Source organism: Pandoraea sp. NPDC090278 (assembly GCF_044772185.1).
Taxonomy (GTDB): Bacteria; Pseudomonadota; Gammaproteobacteria; order Burkholderiales; family Burkholderiaceae; genus Pandoraea.
On record NZ_JBIVYJ010000005.1, the window covers coordinates 190,164 to 209,089 of the forward strand.

Annotated in this window: 17 protein-coding genes and 1 pseudogene; 4 read left to right on the forward strand and 14 right to left on the reverse strand. The window is 62.9% G+C overall.

Annotated features, from left to right (window positions below; genetic code table 11):
* Positions 1-64 precede the first annotated feature (64 nt).
* Positions 65-1,096: an ATP-binding protein gene (locus tag ACIQWO_RS18685; protein ID WP_402827285.1), complete on the forward strand. Its 1,032-nt coding sequence runs from the start codon at positions 65-67 to the stop codon at positions 1,094-1,096.
* Positions 1,097-1,232: 136 nt separating this feature from the next.
* Positions 1,233-2,690: a M81 family metallopeptidase gene (locus ACIQWO_RS18690; protein WP_402827288.1), complete on the forward strand. Its 1,458-nt coding sequence runs from the start codon at positions 1,233-1,235 to the stop codon at positions 2,688-2,690.
* An 83-nt stretch (positions 2,691-2,773) separates the two neighbouring features.
* Here the strand turns inward: ACIQWO_RS18690 and ACIQWO_RS18695 are convergent, their stop codons facing one another.
* Positions 2,774-4,006 (reverse strand): NAD(P)/FAD-dependent oxidoreductase, encoded by a 1,233-nt coding sequence (locus ACIQWO_RS18695; protein ID WP_402827291.1) that lies wholly within the window; start codon positions 4,004-4,006, stop codon positions 2,774-2,776.
* Positions 4,003-4,356 carry a RidA family protein gene (locus tag ACIQWO_RS18700; RefSeq protein WP_150665833.1) on the reverse strand — a complete coding sequence of 118 codons (354 nt, stop codon included), beginning with the start codon at positions 4,354-4,356 and terminating at the stop codon, positions 4,003-4,005. The genes ACIQWO_RS18695 and ACIQWO_RS18700 overlap by 4 nt, the downstream gene beginning before the upstream one ends.
* 188 nt (positions 4,357-4,544) lie before the next feature.
* Here ACIQWO_RS18700 and ACIQWO_RS18705 point away from each other — a divergent pair, with 188 nt between their 5' ends.
* The gene (locus tag ACIQWO_RS18705) at positions 4,545-5,210 is read left to right on the forward strand and encodes a helix-turn-helix domain-containing protein (protein WP_402827295.1); all 666 of its coding nucleotides are present in this window, start codon (positions 4,545-4,547) and stop codon (positions 5,208-5,210) included.
* A 10-nt stretch (positions 5,211-5,220) separates the two neighbouring features.
* Here the strand turns inward: ACIQWO_RS18705 and ACIQWO_RS18710 are convergent, their stop codons facing one another.
* Positions 5,221-6,012 (reverse strand): HAD-IIB family hydrolase, encoded by a 792-nt coding sequence (locus tag ACIQWO_RS18710; protein WP_402827298.1) that lies wholly within the window; start codon positions 6,010-6,012, stop codon positions 5,221-5,223.
* A 158-nt stretch (positions 6,013-6,170) separates the two neighbouring features.
* The gene (locus ACIQWO_RS18715; RefSeq protein WP_402827301.1) at positions 6,171-7,025 is read right to left on the reverse strand and encodes a LysR family transcriptional regulator; all 855 of its coding nucleotides are present in this window, start codon (positions 7,023-7,025) and stop codon (positions 6,171-6,173) included.
* 109 nt (positions 7,026-7,134) lie between these two features.
* Here ACIQWO_RS18715 and ACIQWO_RS18720 point away from each other — a divergent pair, with 109 nt between their 5' ends.
* On the forward strand, positions 7,135-7,719 hold the full coding sequence (locus ACIQWO_RS18720; RefSeq protein WP_402827304.1) for a DUF4865 family protein: 585 nt from the start codon (positions 7,135-7,137) through the stop codon (positions 7,717-7,719).
* 193 nt (positions 7,720-7,912) lie between these two features.
* Here the strand turns inward: ACIQWO_RS18720 and ACIQWO_RS18725 are convergent, their stop codons facing one another.
* From ACIQWO_RS18725 to ACIQWO_RS18770, 10 genes and pseudogenes are all read right to left on the reverse strand, one after another.
* Positions 7,913-8,851: an ABC transporter permease gene (locus ACIQWO_RS18725; protein WP_402827307.1), complete on the reverse strand. Its 939-nt coding sequence runs from the start codon at positions 8,849-8,851 to the stop codon at positions 7,913-7,915.
* Positions 8,848-9,718: pseudogene (locus ACIQWO_RS18730) on the reverse strand (ABC transporter ATP-binding protein). The gene ACIQWO_RS18725 and the pseudogene ACIQWO_RS18730 overlap by 4 nt, the downstream one beginning before the upstream one ends.
* A gap of 1 nt (position 9,719) precedes the next feature.
* Entirely contained in the window at positions 9,720-10,754 is a 1,035-nt protein-coding gene (locus ACIQWO_RS18735; RefSeq protein WP_402827310.1) for an ABC transporter substrate-binding protein, read from the reverse strand.
* Between the two features lie 130 nt (positions 10,755-10,884).
* Positions 10,885-11,301: an ExbD/TolR family protein gene (locus tag ACIQWO_RS18740; RefSeq protein WP_402827313.1), complete on the reverse strand. Its 417-nt coding sequence runs from the start codon at positions 11,299-11,301 to the stop codon at positions 10,885-10,887.
* Between the two features lie 51 nt (positions 11,302-11,352).
* The gene (locus tag ACIQWO_RS18745) at positions 11,353-11,778 is read right to left on the reverse strand and encodes an ExbD/TolR family protein (protein WP_402827316.1); all 426 of its coding nucleotides are present in this window, start codon (positions 11,776-11,778) and stop codon (positions 11,353-11,355) included.
* Between the two features lie 16 nt (positions 11,779-11,794).
* Positions 11,795-12,682 carry a MotA/TolQ/ExbB proton channel family protein gene (locus tag ACIQWO_RS18750; protein WP_402827319.1) on the reverse strand — a complete coding sequence of 296 codons (888 nt, stop codon included), beginning with the start codon at positions 12,680-12,682 and terminating at the stop codon, positions 11,795-11,797.
* 82 nt (positions 12,683-12,764) lie between these two features.
* Positions 12,765-13,466 (reverse strand): energy transducer TonB, encoded by a 702-nt coding sequence (locus tag ACIQWO_RS18755; protein ID WP_402827322.1) that lies wholly within the window; start codon positions 13,464-13,466, stop codon positions 12,765-12,767.
* A 35-nt stretch (positions 13,467-13,501) separates the two neighbouring features.
* Complete coding sequence (locus ACIQWO_RS18760; protein WP_402827325.1) at positions 13,502-15,805, reverse strand: TonB-dependent receptor; 2,304 nt, start codon at positions 15,803-15,805, stop codon at positions 13,502-13,504.
* A gap of 186 nt (positions 15,806-15,991) precedes the next feature.
* The gene (locus ACIQWO_RS18765) at positions 15,992-17,347 is read right to left on the reverse strand and encodes an MFS transporter (RefSeq protein WP_402827328.1); all 1,356 of its coding nucleotides are present in this window, start codon (positions 17,345-17,347) and stop codon (positions 15,992-15,994) included.
* 48 nt (positions 17,348-17,395) lie between these two features.
* A complete protein-coding gene (locus ACIQWO_RS18770) occupies positions 17,396-18,871 on the reverse strand; it encodes a M81 family metallopeptidase (RefSeq protein ID WP_402827331.1) in 1,476 nt (491 codons plus the stop codon).
* Positions 18,872-18,926 lie beyond the last annotated feature (55 nt).

Here is an 18,926-nt window from a genome sequence, read left to right on the forward strand (position 1 = left end):
GATGTTTCCGTCCTGAAACAATCTGTTGACGAAGCCGCTACATGCGCGCGGGATAATGGCCCGCATGTTCGAGATCTCTTCTACTGCACCGGCCGCCATCCCCATGCAAAAGCCATCGTTCGATTCCGCGTTCTATCGGCTGCTGTTCGTCATGCTTGTCATGGTGGCGATGACACAGATCGGCAGCGGATTGCTGGTCTACACGTTCTACTCATCGGCGGCATTCAAACCGCCTCCGGGGATGTCGACGGGGCTACAGTGGGGGCTTTCGGCCGCCGTGCAGACCGTGCCGCTGCTCATCTCTTCGTGGATCGGCGCGCGCATGTTGTCGGTCCCGTTCCGGTCGCTCGCCGCAGGCGCGGCGGAGTTGTCGCGCAATATGGACGCGCCGCCGATTCCCGAAGCGGGTCCGATCGAAGCGCGTCAGGCAGCGCGCGTCTTCAACTCGATGCAGGCGGCAATCCGACGTCAGGTCAATGACCGCAATCGCTTTCTGGCTGCGGTGTCGCATGACTTGCGCACGCCGCTCACGCGCATGCGTCTGCGGGTACGCACGCTCGAAGGCTCGGAGTTCAACGACCGGATGATTGCCGACATCGACGAGATGACGCAGTTGCTCGACGCGACGCTCTCGTTTCTTCGTAACGAAGCCGTTACCGAAGAGTTGAGCCCCATCGATATCGATGCGCTGGTGGATGCCATTGCCGAAGATGCGCTGGAGCGCGGGCAGAAGGTCTCGGTGCACGGTGCCATCGCACCGCTGTCCGCACAGCCGCTCGCGTTAAAACGCTGCCTGACCAATCTGGTCGCGAATGCCATCCGCTATGGCGGCGAGGCGCGCATCGATCTGATCGACGGCGAGAAGGAAGTGCAGATCGATATCGTGGATCGCGGCCCCGGCATTCCGGAACGCGATCTCGAACGGGTCCTGGAACCGTTCTTCCGGCTTGAGGGATCTCGCAGTCGCGACACGGGCGGCACCGGACTCGGGCTGGCCATTGCGAACGACGTGGTCAAACGTCACGCGGGCTCGCTGACGTTGCTCAACGCGCGAGACGGCGGGCTAATCGCGCGTGTGGTGCTACCGAGGCGATAGTCGTCGCACGAGCGTGAGCGCTAGCGCCGTCGTGTGTGTCAATGTCGATACACACTGCTCACAATCAGGCAATGCGGTCCCCATAGAGTGTGTGTGAAATGGCTTGAATGGCTTTCTTCACACCTCTGGACTCGCAATGAAGATCTTCGCGGCAAACCTTTCTACCGAAACAAATACATTCGCGCCGTGCCCCACGGGATGGGGTGGATTTCAGGAGAACGGGATCTACCGGGGCGACGCCAGCATCCGCGCGTCCGATAGCGTGGGCTACATGATGGCCGAGCTGCGTCGTCTCACCGAGTCGGACGGCCACACGCTGGCCGAAGGGCTGAGTGCAGAGGCGCAGCCGTCCGGCCCGGTGATTCGGGAAGTCTACGAAACGTTGCGCGACGAAATCGTCGCCGGTGTACGAGCCGCCTTACCGCTCGACGCTGTCGTACTCATGCTGCACGGCGCGATGGTGGCGCAGAACCACGACGATTGCGAAGGCGATCTGCTCGCGTGCGTTCGCGAAGTGGTCGGCCCGGATGTCCCCATTGCCGCGACACTGGACCCGCACTGCCACTTCACCGAGCTGATGCAGTACGCGGCCAATGTTCTCATCGCGTACAAGGAATATCCCCACACCGACGGCATCGACCGACTGCATGAGGTCTATCGACTCGTGACGCAAGCCGCCGAGCGGAAAATCTCCCCCGTCACCGCAGTGCACGATTGCCGGATGGTCGGCGCATGGCACACGACGACGGAGCCGATGGCGGGCTTCGTTCGGCGGATGAAGTCGTTTGAGGGGAACGACGGCATTCTGTCCGTCTCGTTGGGTCACGGCTTTCCGTGGGGCGATGTGCCCGAGGCCGGGGCGAAGCTTTGGGTCGTGGCGGACGGCGACCCGGCGCGTGCCGCTGCGCTGGCGCATCAGTTGGGTAACGAGTTCTGGGCGTTGCGTCACGAGGTGCAGCCCAAGTGGCTCGACCTCGATCATGGACTCGATGTGGCGCTTGCCGTCGACACCGGCCCGGTGGTTGTAGCGGATGTGGCGGACAACCCGGGCGGCGGTGCGCCGGGCGACAGCACCTTCATCCTTCGAAGGATTGTCGAGCGGGACATCCCCAACGTCGCACTGGGTTGCTTCTGGGATCTCGGCGCTATTCAGATCTGTGCGGACGCCGGTGTCGGTGCCACGCTCGATCTTCGGATTGGCGGGAAGTGCGGCACTGCCTCAGGCGATCCCATCGATCTACGGGTCACGGTACGCGCTGTGCACGACACGCACTCGCAAAGCATTCGCGGCATGTCGATTCCGTTGGGACGTTCGGTCTGGGTGGAAGGCGCTAATGGGCTGGACATCGTGCTCGTTTCCGTACGAACACAAGTCATTGGCGTCGACGCGTTCACCGGTCTCGGCATTGCGATGGATGCCAAGCGTCTCGTCGTCGTGAAATCGACGCAGCACTTTCAGGCCGAATTTGCGCCTCGCGCGAAGGCCATCGTGCATCTCGCGGCACCGGGCGCACTGACGCCCGACTTCGCCGCGCTTCCCTATCGACACCGCAGCCTCAAGTACTGGCCTCGCGTCGAGAACCCGTTTGTTTGATTCGACGATTCGTCTGACGATTTGCCGGGCTTCGCCAAAACTCCGGCAAATTTTTGCCCTTCCTCGCGAAGGGCATTTTTTTGTCAGAACCTGTCGGCACGAAACGGCGTCGGGTCGACCAGTGTCCGCTCACCCGAGATCATCTCCGCGATCAGACGGCCCGTCACCGGCCCGAGCGTCAGACCGTGATGCGCGTGACCGAAAGCGAACCAAAGATCGCGATGCCGCAGCGCCGGGCCGATGATCGGCAGCATATCGGGCGTGCAAGGACGGCTGCCCATCCACGGCTGCGGTTCGACAGGCGTGCCGAGCGGGAACACGCTTCTGGCCAACGGCTCCACCGCCGCGAGTTGAACCGGTGTGCGAGGGGCGTCACGCAACGCAAGTTCAACGCCGGTCGTCAGACGAATGCCCTGATTCATCGGTGCCATTACGAAGCCACGCTCGGCATCCAATACCGTTTGGTTCAACGTTGCACCGTTCTCGGGGCGGAAATGCCGGTGATAGCCGCGCTTGGCGACTAACGGCAGTCGATAGCCCAGCGCATTCGTGACGGCATCGGACCACGGCCCCATCGCAACGACCGCGTGTCGACCTTCGATCTCGCCGACTTCCGTTTGCACGCGCCAGTGGGGCTTCAACGTGGTGGCGTCCCCCCGGACGATGCGTCCGCCGAGCGACGTGAAGTGCTGCGCATAGCGACTCACCAGTTCGCCAGGATCGCGTATCGAGCCGGAGGCCGTGTAGCGAATCGCGCCTGCCAACGTTGTCGCAAGCGACGGTTCGTCGCGTTGGAGCTGCGCGGCGTCGAGCCGCTCGAACGGTACGTCATACTCGCTTCGCCAGCGCTCGGCTTCGCGGGATGCCGCGTCGAACGCGCCTGCCGTATGGAATATCTTCAGCCAGCCGCCGTCGCGCAGCAGATCTTGCGCACCCGCACGTTCGATCAGGGCGTTGTGCTCCGTCAGACAATGCTCGATGAGGGTGCTGTAATGACGGGCGATCTGCACATGACGATGCGGCGCTGAGTGGTGCCAGTAGCGCGCGAGAAATGGCGCGATCCCCGGCAGTGCCGCCAGGTGATAGCGCACGTCCGTGGACCGATTGCGCGCATAACGAAGCAGCGTTCCGATGTCTCTGGCGAACGCATACGGATACACGCCTTCGCGCTGTATCAGCCCGGCATTCCCGTAGGACGTCTCGCGTCCGGGCGCGGCACGGTCGACGAGGACCGTGTTGAGGCCCCGACGCTGGAGATGGATCGCGGTGGAGGTGCCGACAATGCCTGCACCGAGCACAAGCACGTCGACTTTCATGCCAGCGCCGTCACGGCAATCTCTACGTCGAAACCGGCGCGCATCAGCAGCGATTGAACGCACGCACGCGTGGGGGCATGCCCGTCCGGGACCCATACGTCCCACACGCGGTTGAATTCGTCGAAATGACGCGCGTCGGACAGCCAGATGTTGGCGGTCAGGAGACGCGTCTTCTCGATCCCCGCCTCGGCCAGCAGCGCGTCGATGTGCTTGAGCACTTCGATGGTCTGATCGGTAATCGTCGCGCCCGCCGTATCCGGTACCTGACCGGCGAGATATACAACCCCGTTAGCCACAACCACCTGACTCATGCGGCCGTTGGTTTGCATGCGCGTGATGTCTTTCTTCATGGTTCGAACTCGAAAAAGAGAAGTGAATGAACGGCCGCTAACGTAGACTCGACGGATTCGCGGCGGCGCGAATTATCATATATGAGAACTAACATTCTCGTATACGAGAAAACACCGACACCGTAACGAGATCAATGACGCTGTGTTTTGTTCGGAGGATATGAACGGGACATGGTCAGTGAAGTGCTATGACGCCACCTACACGAAAGAAGACGCCGACGTCGGCTAAGCGGAATCAGGCCCGCAGGGAAGACGGACAGGTCAGTCAGATCAGCCATCAGACGGTGGGTGCACGGCTGCGCAATGCGCGTGGCGCCCTTGGACTGACACTCAAGGCACTGAGCGAGCGCTCAGGCGTGGCCGTCTCCACCATATCAAAGGCGGAGCGCGGCGACATCGCGCTGACGTACGACAAATTCGGTGCGCTGGCACGCGCGCTGAATCTGGACTATTCGGCAATCTTCGGCGACGAGGAGGCAGCACCCGGCGGCGCGATGAGTCCGTCGTTTACTGCGGCGGGAAAGCAGGCGATCTACGAGACGCCGAACTATCGTTACGGCATGATCGCCTCCGATCTGCACGACAAACGCATGGTGCCGATGCGTGCGCACATCCGCGCCCGAAAGCTGGAAGACTTTCCCGACTACATTCGTCACGCCGGTGAGGAGTTTGTTTTCGTCCTATCGGGCAACTTGCTGTTGCAGTTTGAGAACGGTACGGCGTTCCGGCTCACACCCGGCGACAGCCTCTACTTCGACAGCGGCGTGGGGCATGTGTACCTGAGCGAGCACGAGGACGGCGTCGACGCTGTCGTCTGCTGTGTGGATATGAATGTGGCGCATCCGGTGTTGTGAGTGCTCGCCACTAGCCACGTAGCGCGGAACGCGACTGGAGAATGGTGTTGGCGAATTCCACAAAACCGGCGCCCCCCGGGCCACGCGTGATCCATCGCGGAGAAACCGGTAATTGCGGCAGATAATCCGTCACCGTGCTCACGCCCACCGTGTGTTTGAAAAACTCGAACATGGGCGCGTCGTTGGTGGAGTCGCCGGAATAGGCGACTAATTCGCGGCTTGATTCGGCATCAATGCCGTATGTGTCGGCGAGAACGCGCAGTGACATCGTCAACTTGTCGTAGCCGCCAACCCAGCCGAGCACCCACAGGTTGTTTATCGTCGCATCGGCACCTGCCTGCCTCAGCGCCTTGACGATACGTGCATCGGTATCCGTCCCCGAACGGCGATAGGCGAGGCTCGTAAGCCGAAACACCTGATCGTCGGCCTGTTGTGCCTCTGGCACTGCGGCTTCGACGGCCTGTGCAATGGTCTTCAGTTGTTCGCGCACCTGTTCGACGCTATCGGGCGAATGCCAGAAATGCCGCTCGACCTGGTGCCCGTCCGGACTTCGCTGCAAGAACAAACCACCATTTTCGGCAATTACACCGTCAACGGGCCACATACGCGCCATCTGGTCGCACCACCCGGCCGGGGCCGCAGTGACCGGCACCACACGAATACCACCGGCTTCCAGTTGCGCCAGCGCGGTGTACGTTTCGGCGGGCAGGCGGCCTTGATAGGTCAACGTCTCGTCCATGTCCGTAAGCACGAATCTGACGCTCGAAAATTGATCTGCTGTTGCCAGGAAAAGGGGTTGCATGGTGAGCGGTTGGCAAAGGGAAGGCAGCAGATTATGCGGGGCCATTCGATAACGGCTTTGGCGAATTTTGAAAATGCTTATCGCTATTCGTTGTTAGCGAATGGAGATATCGAACTGCACTTTACCGGTGGTGGCCGGTATGACCGATGTGACGGTGTCTAACGACCGACGGTAGATCTCAGCGCCGCCGTCAGCGATTGAATGGCAGCTTTGGATTGCGCGTCTCTCAGATGGGTGTACAACACAACATCTCGCTCTGGCAACGCAGGCAACCCCAGACGCGCTGCCATGTCCACCGTGCCGCGCGGCGCCACCCGACGGCCCAGCGCCGCGACACCCAGACCGGCCGACACCGCCGCGCCGATGGTGTTCACGCCACCGCCGACGAATGCCTCCGTCCACGCAACGCCTGACGCTTCGAGCGATCTGAGCGCCATCGCGCGAACGCTGCACGGCTGCGGCTGTGTCGCGATACGGATCGGCTCACCGGCCCGGTGCTCGAAATCCGGCGCACCGAACCAGCCAAAGCGCTCCTGCAAGATCACTTTGCCGTCGTGACGTCGGCTGTCGTGGCGCAGAACAACCGCGACGTCAATATCGCCATCGTCGAACGCCACCAACAATTCGCGCGATGGCGCGACACGGATGTCGAGCGTCAGGCCCGGGTCGGCCCGGCCAACGTGCCGCAATAGTTGCGGCAGCTCGGCGCCCACGATGTGGTGGCTAATGCCCAACAACATTCGTCGCTGTTTGGGCGCGAACACGTCCATCGCCCCCTGGTGCGCGGCGACCAGCATCCGTGCGCCGTCAAGGAACACACCGCCGTCCGCAGACAGTCGGACGCGTCTTGGCGTACGCTCCAGCAACTTGCGTCCCAGCGCCTCTTCCAGACGCTTGATCTTCACGCTGACGGCCGATTGGGTCGTGTCGAGCACTTCGGCCGCGCGGGTGAAGCTTTGCAGATCCGCTGTCAGGACGAAGGCTTGCACCGCTTCGATGTCGAGGGATTTCATCGGATCAATCATTTCGAAACACGATCACTGAAATATAAATCATTCTATTTTTCAATGACTCGCTTTTCGCTATGGTGAGGACTCGACCTTCCCTTTTTCGGGTTCCTCCATGCTGACCGCTCACTATCTGCACCGCCTGCCCGCCGACTATGATCTGAACGCCATCCGCGCGCGCGGCAAGACGCGCGGCGCCTTATGGGACGATGCGCCCGACTTGTATTTCAAGGGCTTCCTGCTGCGCGAAGCGGGCAAGCACGGCGCGACGGAGAACAGCTATTCGTCGCTCTATCTCTGGCGCTCGGATCAAGCTTTCGCCGACTTCCTGCTGGCTGATCGCTACCGCAACGTGACTGCCAGCTTTGGCCGGGCAGCCATCGAGACCCGCGTGGTCCTCGATGCACGCAGAGGCCACGCGCCGCAGACACGGTTTGTCTTCGAGGAGACGGTCGACATTACGCGCGACGCCGATCTGGGACAGGCCTTCCTGCGTGAAGTGGAGCGCAACGCAGCGGCGGCGGTCCGGCCGGGGCGCGTCGCGTCCGTGACGGCGTTGGACACACTGAACTGGCGCGTCTCGCGATACGTTCTGGCCGAGTCCTATGACGCCAGACCCAGCGACGCCGCGATTGCGTACGAAGTGGTGCACTTGTCCAGTCCGTTGCTACACACTCTTTCGGAGGGGCGGTCGTCATGAACCGGCTTCGATATGCGATTGCGCATGTGCTGGGGTTGACGCTCGTCTGCGCGATCGTGTCCGCGTTGGCACTGGGTCTGGCGATGCTCGTTCGCCATTGGCATCTGTTTGGCTGACGACCCTCGGTGGAGATACCGAGAAGCGAAGAGCGCTGGCTGCCCAGATGTGGCAGACGAATATCCTCTGCCACACCTCATACGCTTTGCGTCCCCCAGCGCCGCACCGTCCATCGGGCGAGCGTATCGAAGACGAGATGCTCCACGAGCAGGCCGATCAGGATAACCGTCAGTAGACCAGCGAATACGCGGTCGGTGTATAGCTCGTTGCGGTTCTGATAGATGTACCAGCCCAGTCCGTCTGCGCCGGTGTTCGCCCCGAAAACGAGTTCGGCGGCGATCAGCGTACGCCACGCAAAGGCCCAGCCCACACGCAGCCCGGAAAGCACCGACGGCAGTGCTGCGGGCGTCAATATCCAGGCGACCTGCCGCAATCCCGACAGGCCGTAGTTGCGTCCGATCATGCGCAGCGTGGGTGAAACCGATTCGAACCCCGTGTAGATGCTCAGCGACAGGGGCCATAGCACGGCATGCACCAGCACGAACAGCAGGCTACCCGTACCCAGCCCGAACCAAAGCAGCGCCAGCGGCAGCAGTGCAATCGACGGAAGCGGGTTGAACATTCCTGTTAGCAACGAGAGCAGATCGCGCCCGACGGCGCTCGACATGGCCAGTGACGTCAGGGCGAATGCGCACAGCACACCTAGGCCGTAACCTCGCAGCAACATCCAGAGCGACGTGCCTGTACGCGCGAATAGCTCCCCGCTTACCGCACTCTCCCACCAGGCACGCGCGGTGGGGCTGGCGCCGGGCAGCAGCAGATCGTTGTCGACCCATCGGGCCGCGATTTCCCACAACACGAGCAGCACAACACCGATGATCAGCTTTCTCCAGACACTCGGACTCACCGCCCGCCAACGAACTTGCCTGCCCGCCGCTTCGTTGTCTTTTCCGTCAGTCGGCAGATCGGCCGCACGTACCCGCCCTTCGTCAGACGCGCGTGGCGTCCTCGGAAAAATTCTTTCGGGACGGCGCGGTGCCCGAATTGGGACCGTCTTGGGCAAAAGCGAGCTCATGCCGCCTCTCCTGTGCTTTGTGAAGGCAGTGGTTCGCCGAAAAGCAGATCGTGAATACGTGCACTCGCACGCCGGAAGTCAGGGGATGCCACCTCGTCGAGTCCGAACGTTCCGGCGTCGAGTTCGGCGCGTAGACGTCCCGGCTGACCGTCGAGCAGCACGATCCGGGTGCCGACGACAAGCGCTTCTTCGATGGAATGCGTCACGAACAGGAGCGTGACACGCGTGTCTTCCCACAAACGCAGTAGTTCCTCCTGCATGCGTGTACGGGTGAGCGCGTCGAGGGCGGCGAAGGGTTCGTCCATGAGCAACACGCGGGGTCGCACCGCCAGTGCGCGGGCAATGGCCACGCGCTGCTTCATACCGCCGGAGAGCGTGTGCGGGAATGCGTCGGCAAATCGGGAGAGTCCGACCTTTTTCCAAAGTATCGAGGGCAAGCTCACGTGCTTCGCGACGCGAAAGTCCTTTGCCGACACGCAGCGGAAACATCACGTTCTGCGCGACCGTTTTCCACGGCGCGAGTTGGTCGAACTCCTGAAAAACCACCATCCGGTCGATGCCCGGCTTGGCGACGGATTGTCCGTCGAGCACTATTTCACCGCGTGTCGGCTTGACGAAGCCGCCGATGGCCTTGAGCAAAGTCGATTTTCCGCAACCCGACGGACCAAGAAGCACCAAACGGTCGGCGTCATAGACATCGAACGATATGTTGCTCACGCCTGCGACATGGCGACCCTTCGTACGAAACTCGATATCTAGTTCGCGCACCTCGAGCACACGCTCGCCGAGGACTTCTCCGGGGGTAGAGGCAACGTCGGCGTCACCGCCCGCTTGCTGCAGGGGTTGTAGGGCGCTCCTCGCTCTCATCTCAACTACCCTGCCCCAGCGCAGGCTCGTCGAAGAAGTAGTCCTTCCAGGACGTGGGTTTGTGACGCACCGCCCCCACGCGCTGCATGAACTGCGCGAGTCCGAGCGTGTTCTGGGGCGTAATCGAGAAATTGACCTTTGGGTCGGTGATGATGCTCACCAACAGCTTCTTGTCGGTTTTCGACTGATTCACGCGCAGATAGGTATCGGCTGCGGCGTCCGGCTGCCGCTTGACGAAGTCCGCCGCACGGGCAAGCGCGAGAACGAAGGCCCGGTACGTCTTCGGGTTGTCGTTGCGAAACTTTTCCGTGGCGTAAAGCACCGTGGCTGAACTGGGGCCGCCGAGGACTTCATAGGAATCGAGCACGATATGTGCGCGCGGATTGGCCGTCAGCTCTTGTTCCTGGAACGGCGGCGTGCCGAAGTGCCCCGTAATCTCCGTGCCACCGGCAATGATCGCCGCCGCGGCATCGGGGTGCGACATCGTCTGCGTCCATTTGTCCAGTCGATCAAAGGCACTATCGCCCCACAGTCTGGCCGACGCGTACTGAAGCACCCGCGATTGCACGGAGACCCCCACGGCTGGCAGCGCAATACGGTCCCTCTCCGTAAAGTCGGCGATGGTTCGAATCTTCGGATCGTTGCTCACGAGGTAATACGGCAAGCTGCCCAGCGACGCCACACCCCGCACGTTCTGACGCCCGTAGGTCCGATCCCACACGGTAATCAGCGGTCCCACGCCAGCGCCAGCAACGTCGATGGCCCCGGAGAGCAAGGCGTCGTTGATGGCCGCACCGCCGGACAACCTCGCCCAGTCGACCTTGACGTCGACGCCCAGCTTGCGGCCTTCCTGTTCGATGAGCTGCTGATCACGTACGACATTAAGTAGCAGATACACAATGCCGAACTGTTCGGCGATCCGGATGCGCCCTTCGGCATGCGCGGCCGGTGCCGCCAATACGCAGGACAGACCCACCAACAGCACGCGTGTCAGACGCGGGGGATGGCGAAGCAATGAAGCCAGAGCAAAGCGCATGAGCGACGTCGACCTAAGAGGAACCGGAGAAACACCCAAAATAGCGGCGGCGCCCGGCGCAGGTCAACGAAGCGAATCACACAAGGTTATGGCATTGCGGCATAAGCCCGACCGACGCACCGGATCACCTTCACTCGTTGCCGATCAGCGCGAGCTTCGTCGCCCCCACGCGCTGAGCCGATGCCATGACCGCCGCCACATCGCGATACGGCACGCGACGCGCCGCATGCAAGTGGATCTCGGCCTGCACCGGGGCGCGGGCCACCGCCGTCAGTTGATTCTCCAACGCCCTCCCGTCGGGCACCGCAGCCCCGTTCCATAGCGTCACGCCGTCGTCACCGATATCGATGCGTACGACTTCAGGCGGTGCGGCGGGCGGCGCATTGCCCACCGGCAGATTCATCTTCACGGCGTGCATCTGGATCGGGATCGTGATGATGAGCATGATCAGCAGAACCAGCATGACGTCGATGAGCGGCGTCGTGTTGATGTCGACCATCACCTCCGGCTCGCCCCCGGCCTTGCCCTGCGATACGTTCATTCCCATAGGTTCATTTCCATAGGTTCATTTCCATAGGTTCATTTCCATAGCAGGTGCTTAGCCACCGCGCGCGGGCGGCTGCGTGATGAACGACACCTTGTCGATACCCGCGCGCTCACACAGCGTGATGACGCGGCCGATGAATTCGTACGGCGTCATCTGGTCGCCGCGCACATGCACGGTGGGCTGCGGCGTCTGTACCGACACACGCTTGAGCGCCGCCAGCAATTCCGGGCCATCCATAGGTGTCTCGCCCAGGAAGAAATCACCCTGCCGGTTTACCGCGATCTCGATGCTTTTGGGCTGCGTCTGCAGCGGCTGCACGGTCTCTTTGGGCAACGAGAGCGGCACGGTGTGCGTGACGACCGGAATGGTGATCAGGAAGATGATCAGCAGCACCAGCATCACGTCCACTAACGGCGTGGTGTTGATGTCTGCGATCACCTCGTCTTCGTCCTCGCGGGACTTGGTACTCATGGCCATGACAGGCTCCGTACGTTCAACCGGCCGCGCGCACGCCGTTGCGCCCGGGTCGCTTGCCGCCAGCGAGCAGCACCGTATGGAGCTGCGCACCGAAGCCGCGCACGCGCTCCATAACCGCCTTGTTGCGTCGCACGAGGAAGTTGTAGCCGAGCACGGCAGGGACCGCCACGGCCAGACCGATAGCCGTCATGATCAGCGCCTCTCCGACCGGCCCGGCCACCTTATCGATGGACGCCTGCCCGGCTACGCCGATGGCCGTGAGCGCGTGATAGATCCCCCACACCGTGCCGAACAGGCCGACGAATGGTGCCGTGGAGCCGACCGTACCGAGGAATGCGAGTCCATCCTGCAAACGATTGGAAACGTTGGTAATGGCGCGCTCGATCGACACGTCGATCCAGGTATTGCGATCGACCGCTTCGAGCAACGCCTCTTCGTGATGCTCGCTCGCCTCGATACCGGCCTCGGCGATGAAGCGAAACGGCGACGCTTCCTCCAGTTGCGCCGCACCGGCCGCCAGCGAGGGTGCGCTCCAGAGTTGCTCATCCGCACGACTGGCGCGACGGTTAGCACGGAACTGCTCGAAGAACTTGGTCACCATGATGTACCAGCTACCCATCGACATGATCACCAGCAACACGAGCACGAAGCGAGCCACGAAATCGCCTCCTTCCCACAAGGCGCTCAGGCCATAGGGATTCGTCACGTTCGTGACGGCATCAGGCGAAGGAGGAGGCACCGGCTGCGCGCTCTGCGACGCGCCGGGCAGCACGGGCTGTGCGGGCGAAGTAGCCGCAGCGCTTGCGGCCTGCGCATGTGCAGTGTCCGGTGCGATCAGCGCACCGGCGCTGGCCATCGCAATGGTCGTACTGGCCGCCAGTGCGGCAAAGAAACGCATGTTCATAGAGACTCCATGACTACCGAAAATTAACGAAATCGTTGTCTTGACGAATGTGGTCTGCCAGCGCAGTTGGTTTGACTCGCCGTCAGTTCAGGTTGAACGAGAACGGCACCTGCACACGCACCGACTGGCCTTGCGAAATGCAACTGAAGCGCCGGACGGCGTTCAGCGCAGCGCGGTCCAGCACCGGGTCCGCCGAACGCATCACCCGCTCGCCCGATACGCGCCCGTCCGTGTCGACGGAAAATTCCACGAGCACGTCCCCCGTGATGTTGTTTTCCAGTGCCTCGCGCGGGTAGCGCAGCGACGCCCGCACCTGGTCCGAGTTGGGGCACACCACGCCGACTTCCCGATTGACCGGCTTCGTGGCAGGCGCGGGTGCCGCCACTGGCGCAGGGGTCGGGTTGGTCGGGGCCACCGGCGTCGACTGGATCGAGACCGTCGACGGCGTGCTCACCACGGGCACTTCCGGCGGCGCCACGAACGGCCGCGGCGGCGGCGCGACCTTCGGCGGTGCCAGCTTCACCACCGGAGGCGGCGGTGGGGGCGGAGGTGGCTTCACGGGCGCGATGAGACGCGCCTCAATCGGTTGTTGAATGACCGCCACGACCTGCGATGCCAGACCATTCAACAACCCGTAGATCAGTGCGGCGTGCAACGCCAGCACCAAGGCAATGCCGCCGAACCGGCGCAGAGGACTTTGCGCGCGCCCACCGAAGCGACGTGGGCGGTATGAACCGTGTGCGTGGCCGGTGACGGCCCGCTCGGGAGAGAGTTCGCCAAGCATGGTTTGACTTCCGTGTGCGTGAGTGTCGGTCATGCTCAGAACGGAACGCTCACTTGCATACCGATCGTGCGAGGCTGAATGACGGAGACCAGCGCGCTGCCGCCGAGCGGCACGAAGTTCGTATTCGCCGACAGCAGACCGTTGCGGTTGAAGAGGTTGCGCACGAAGAACGACAGGCTGGCGTACCTCAGGTCGACCCCGAGCTGCAAATCGGTAACCGCGTACGACGGCAGCACGAAGTCGGGCGTGCCCGTCGATCCCGAGAAGCTCGAATGGCGCTCGCCCACGAACCGCTCGCTGATGCTCGCGGATGCCGGATTGCCCGCCAGTTGGAATCGGTATGTCGCGCCGATGGAGGCCGCGAACTTTGGCGTGTTCGGCAGCAGATCGCCCGTGCGAGAACCGACTTCCGCGCTCCCATCCGTCAGGTACGCGCGGATCGCCGCCATCGACGCATTGAACGAGAGTGCCGACGTGGCGCGCACCGCGCCGGAGAGCTCCAGCCCCTTGATGCGGGCATTACCGGCGTTGACGAGTTGTCCCACGCCGTCAATCGCCCCGTACTGCTGGATGTTGCGCCATTCGATGTCGTAGGCAGACAGCGCCACCGATAGCCGTTTGTCGAACAGATCGGCCTTGTACCCCAATTCGTAATTCCACAACGTGTCGGGTTTGAACGTGGGACTCCCCGACACGAGCGTGCCGGTCACCGCACTCACGGCCATGCTGTTCGGGCCACCCGGGCGGTACCCGCTGGCTGCGCGCGCGTAGACATTGCTCGTGGGCGTGAGCTTGTAGCTCGCGGTGAACATGTAGGTCTTGCTCGTGTCGGACGACTCGCCCGGCGACGAGAGCGGCATCGGCACAAGCAACCCTGACGTGTTCTGCCGATAGTCCTGACTGTTGTGGGCGATACGAACGCCCGCCGTCAGCGCCACGCGCGACGTCACGTTGTAGGTGATATCGCCATAACCTGCGATCTCCTGGTACGTCGTCGAATAGCCGAGGTTTTCCAGCGGCGGCGGCGTGAAGCCGCCGACCAGCGTCGCGTTGTACACCTGCTGCTGCGAGCTGCGCTCATGGTCGTAATACGCACCGGCGACCCACTCGATAGTGCGATTGCCCGGCGACGTCAGACGAAACTCCTGCGTCACCTTGTTGGTGTTGACATCCGAGCGAGCGCCCACCGTGCTCGCGTTGACGCCGCCTGCCGCGAGAATCGGCACGTAAAAAGACGTAAAGTCCGCGTTCGAGACCGTGCGCAGCGACTGATAGGCAGAGATGGCATTCAACCGTGCCCATCCGAAGTCGTACTCGGCATTGGCCGTGAAGAACTGATTGCTCTGATGGTACGGCTCGGCCTGATCGAGCTGGCGCGTGAGACGGCCGTAGACCGGCTGGCCGTTCATGTCGTAGTTCACATAGTTCTGGCCGCTCGCATTGATGTTCTGCACGGTCGCCGTCAGGCGAAACGTGAGCTTGCTGGTCGGCGTGACCAGCAGCGATGCGCGAAGGCCGGTGGTGTCGTTCTTGTTGATGCGCGAACCGCCCGCCGCCCCGACCGCGTCGACGTAACCCGCATCGTGGGTGTTGAACGCCGCAATGCGCAGCGCAGCGACGTCCGTCTTGATCGGCAGGTTGATGACTGCGTTGACCGTGTTGTTGAACCCGCCGTGCCACGTCGACGACATCGTCGTGCCGACGTTGCCCGAGAAGCTCTCCGTATCGGGTTGATTGGTGACGTACTTCAGCAGTCCGCCCATCGCACCGGCACCGTAGAGCGTCCCCTGAGGGCCGAACAACAGTTCGATGTGATTCAGATCGAGCAACGCCATGTCGAACGCCAGCGAAGCACCACCGCCGGACACGGTATTCGATCCCAGTGGAACGTCGTCGACATAGACGCCTACGGTCGGGCCGACGTCCTTGCCTGCGGTGACGCCGCGCATCGAGATGGTCGCCTGGCCCGGACCGCCTGCGCTGTTGAACCCCACGCCCGGTTCTGTGGCGATGTAGTCGCTAAGCTTGGTGGCACCGGCCTTTTGCAGCGCGTCGGCGGATAGCGAGTCGACTTTCATCGGCACTTCGCGTGCCGGTTCGCGCCGACGATTGGCCGTCACTTCGACCGAGTTGAGCGTGACCGCGCCCCCTGCCCCCGCTGCGCTCTGCTCGCCCGACGGATTGGTCTGCACCGGTGCGGCAGGTGCCGCTGGCGCGACGGGTGCCGTCTGGGCGCTCGCGCTGGCTGCGATGAAGAACAACTTCATGACCGAGGCCGCAACCCAGGTGCGTCTGACGAAAATCGATCCCGGTACGACACGGCGTCGCTTGCTTCCCATTTCCCCATCCCCTCGTGATTTTGGTTTCCCGCCGATTGACATGAATGCGCCGACGATGCGGCAACTGCGGTATGGCCGGTTGCCGTCGCACTGACACCAATGTAGGGATCCAAATTTCGGGGCGCTTTTGCTGGTCGCCGGAAAACGTTGGCTGCCGTCCTTGAGCGACGGCGTGTCACATGGCCGTTACAGCGTGGCTGCGCCGTGGCGCGTGTCGCCCTGTGGCTGGGCATGTGCCTGCATGGCACGCAGGCAAACGGCGAACAGCACTGCGCTGGCGAGCGCGGCCGGAATGCCGAGCCAGGCCGTGCCTTTCAGGAGCGCATGGGGTGTGCCGTGCAAGGCGTCAGAGACGGCGCCGACGGCCGGGACCGAGATGGCCTGGAACATGTAGGTGATGAGCGAGGACGCGCCGATCACGCGTCCGCGCAGATGTGGCGGTGCAACGTCCTGAAGCAGCGTCGGTGTGAGCGCCGCGCCGGTGATGTAGGCGGCCAGAATGCCGGTCATCACGGCGACGAGCCACGTTGTTGTTGTGGCCGCCGACAAGCAAAGCAGCAGCCCCGCACCGGTCAATGCCATCGCGCACGCCACCACCACCGGCATGCGATGCCCGAAACGAGGTCGCAGGCCGCGTGCCATCAGCGCTCCCGCAATCACCCCGATCACCGACCCACCGCCGATAGCGATGCCGCTATACACGCCAGCCTGCGCCAGGTCGACATGGAAATAGCGAATCAGCGACACAGGTGCCCAACCGAGAATGGCGCCGACATAGAACGCCGACAGCGCGTAACCGAACAGCAGGCAGGTGAGCATTCGGCCCGAGCGACGCCAGTACTGGGCTACGGTCTCCGGTGCGACGTGGCTCGTTCGGGCACCCTCGCCCCCACGCGGCGGATGCCCGATCGGCACGAACAGGGCCGCGATGACCGGACCGGGCACTGCCACGATGAGGAACGCGAGACGCCAGGTGTCCATCGACAATTCCCGCGCCAGCGGCTCCGCCAGACGGAAGATCGCGCCCGCACCGGCAATGCCGAGCCCCGCGCCGAAGAGCGACATCGCGAAGAAGATCGTGTTCGCTGTCGTGCGCAGTCGGGCCGGAAACAGATCGGGGAGCAGACTGTAGACGACCGGTCCGAGCCCCGCCTCGCCCACGGCCAGCGTGAGCGTGCACAGGAAGAGCATCCAGCTTTGCGTGACAAGCCCACAAGCCGCCGTCCCCGCGCTCCACACCAGAATGCACACCACCATCAGCCACCGTCGATCCACGCGGTCGGCCAGCCAACCGAGTAGCGGCGAGGCAATCGCGCTGAAGAGAATCGGCCCGAATCCTACGATCAGCCCCAGCTCGGTGTCGCTTAGCTGGAAGTCCTGCTTCAGCGGCTCGACGGCCAGCGTCAGCATCTGCCGGTCGGTGATACCGAGAATCGCGATCAGCGAAAGGACCACCAGCGCATACCAGGCACGCCGCAGCGACGGCGTGCCTGGTAACGGCGTGCCCCATGCTTTGTCTTGCGTCCAACGTGGCTCGTTCATATCCGATTCATCCGACATCCTGCGCATGGGGAACCTCGCTTGGCTCGTTCAGATGGCGTTCTCGTCGAACGGCCACATCGGACGGCGCAGATTGCCGTAGTCTTCGGCGCGGAAGTCGAGGTTGAGCGAACCCGGCGTCTCGCAATAAAAGATCTCGCGGGCGAACAGGCCGAACAGCGCGCGGAAGTGCTGACTGGACTTCACCGCAACGATGTCGAAACGCTTGAGATCGATGCCGAAGTCCGTGAAGCAACTCGGACTGTAGGTCTGCTGGCGCGTGGAATTCACCACGACCGTCACGCCGTCGATATCGAGCACAGCGGCAAGTCCGAGCGCCGGGCCGGGAAACCGGAAGTCGTCGTCGTGCTGCGAGAACCCGTCGTTGACGGCAACCACCCTCGCGAGCACATCCAGCGGACGACCCGAGCGCGGTCCGGTCTTACCGCCCAGACGTAAGCGCACCATCGCTCCTACACCGGCGTCGCGGGCAAAGGTGACGGCGATCGGGTCCCACAGCATGCCCACCGCAACGTTGCGCAAACCCCGTTCAAGCACCGCTTCCAGGATGAACGTCGAATCCGAGCCTGCGCCGCCGCCCGGATTGTCGGCCACGTCGGCGATGACGAACGGACCGCGACCGTTCGACGGCGGTGCTGCCTGAATGCGGTCGAGGATCTCCGGCACCGACGCGTGCAGCGCGGCCGTCTCGTCGCGCACTGCGGCGAAGCGCCGGGCAAGGTCCTGCGCGTGCACACGCACCGTTTCAGACTGGCCGTCAGTCACGATCAGCACGCCTGCGCCCGTCTCCGGAAAATCGGACCAGGGAAAGCCATGAATCAGCGACACGGACAGGATGCCGTCACGGCCCTCCCGGTCCATCGCCGACTGATTGACTTCGGCCATGCGTGGCTCCGTCGTGAAGAACATGCCGAGCATCGGCACGCGTTCGAAATGCACCACCGGACGAATCTCGCGGCGTACCGCGCGTTCGGTCAGGTTCACGAGATCGACTGCACGTTCGTCGAAGTCGATGTGCGGGTAATACTTGCAGGCGAGCAGGATGTCGCAGTTCGCGGTCATGGCTTCGGTCACGTTCGCGTGCAGGTCCAGCTCGACGCCGATCACGACGTCCGGACCCACGATGGCGCGCGTGTGAGCGAGCAGATCGCCTTCGCAGTCGTTATAGCCCTGCGCCATCTGGGCGCCGTGCAACAGGTAGAGCACCGCGTCGATCTTGCCCGCCGCGGACAGATCGCGAAGGATCTCGTCGCGCAACGTCTCGTAGTCCGCCTTGCCACAAGGCGCGCCGGGCTCGGCGAACGCAAAGAGCGAACCGACGACCTCGTGCCCCCGGGCGCGCGCTTCGCGTACAAACACGCCGTAGCCGAGCAGATCGTTCGCGCGGGCATCGGGCACACCGCCTTCCGGGCGGTAGAGAATGCGCTCCTCGAAGGAATGCAGGCTCGTCGGAATCGGGGAAAAGCTGTTGGTCTCGTGCGCCATCGAGGCGACAAAAATACGCATGATCAATCCTGATCGGTAAGAAGTTCGATTGAGAGAGAAGAGAAGACGGAAGACG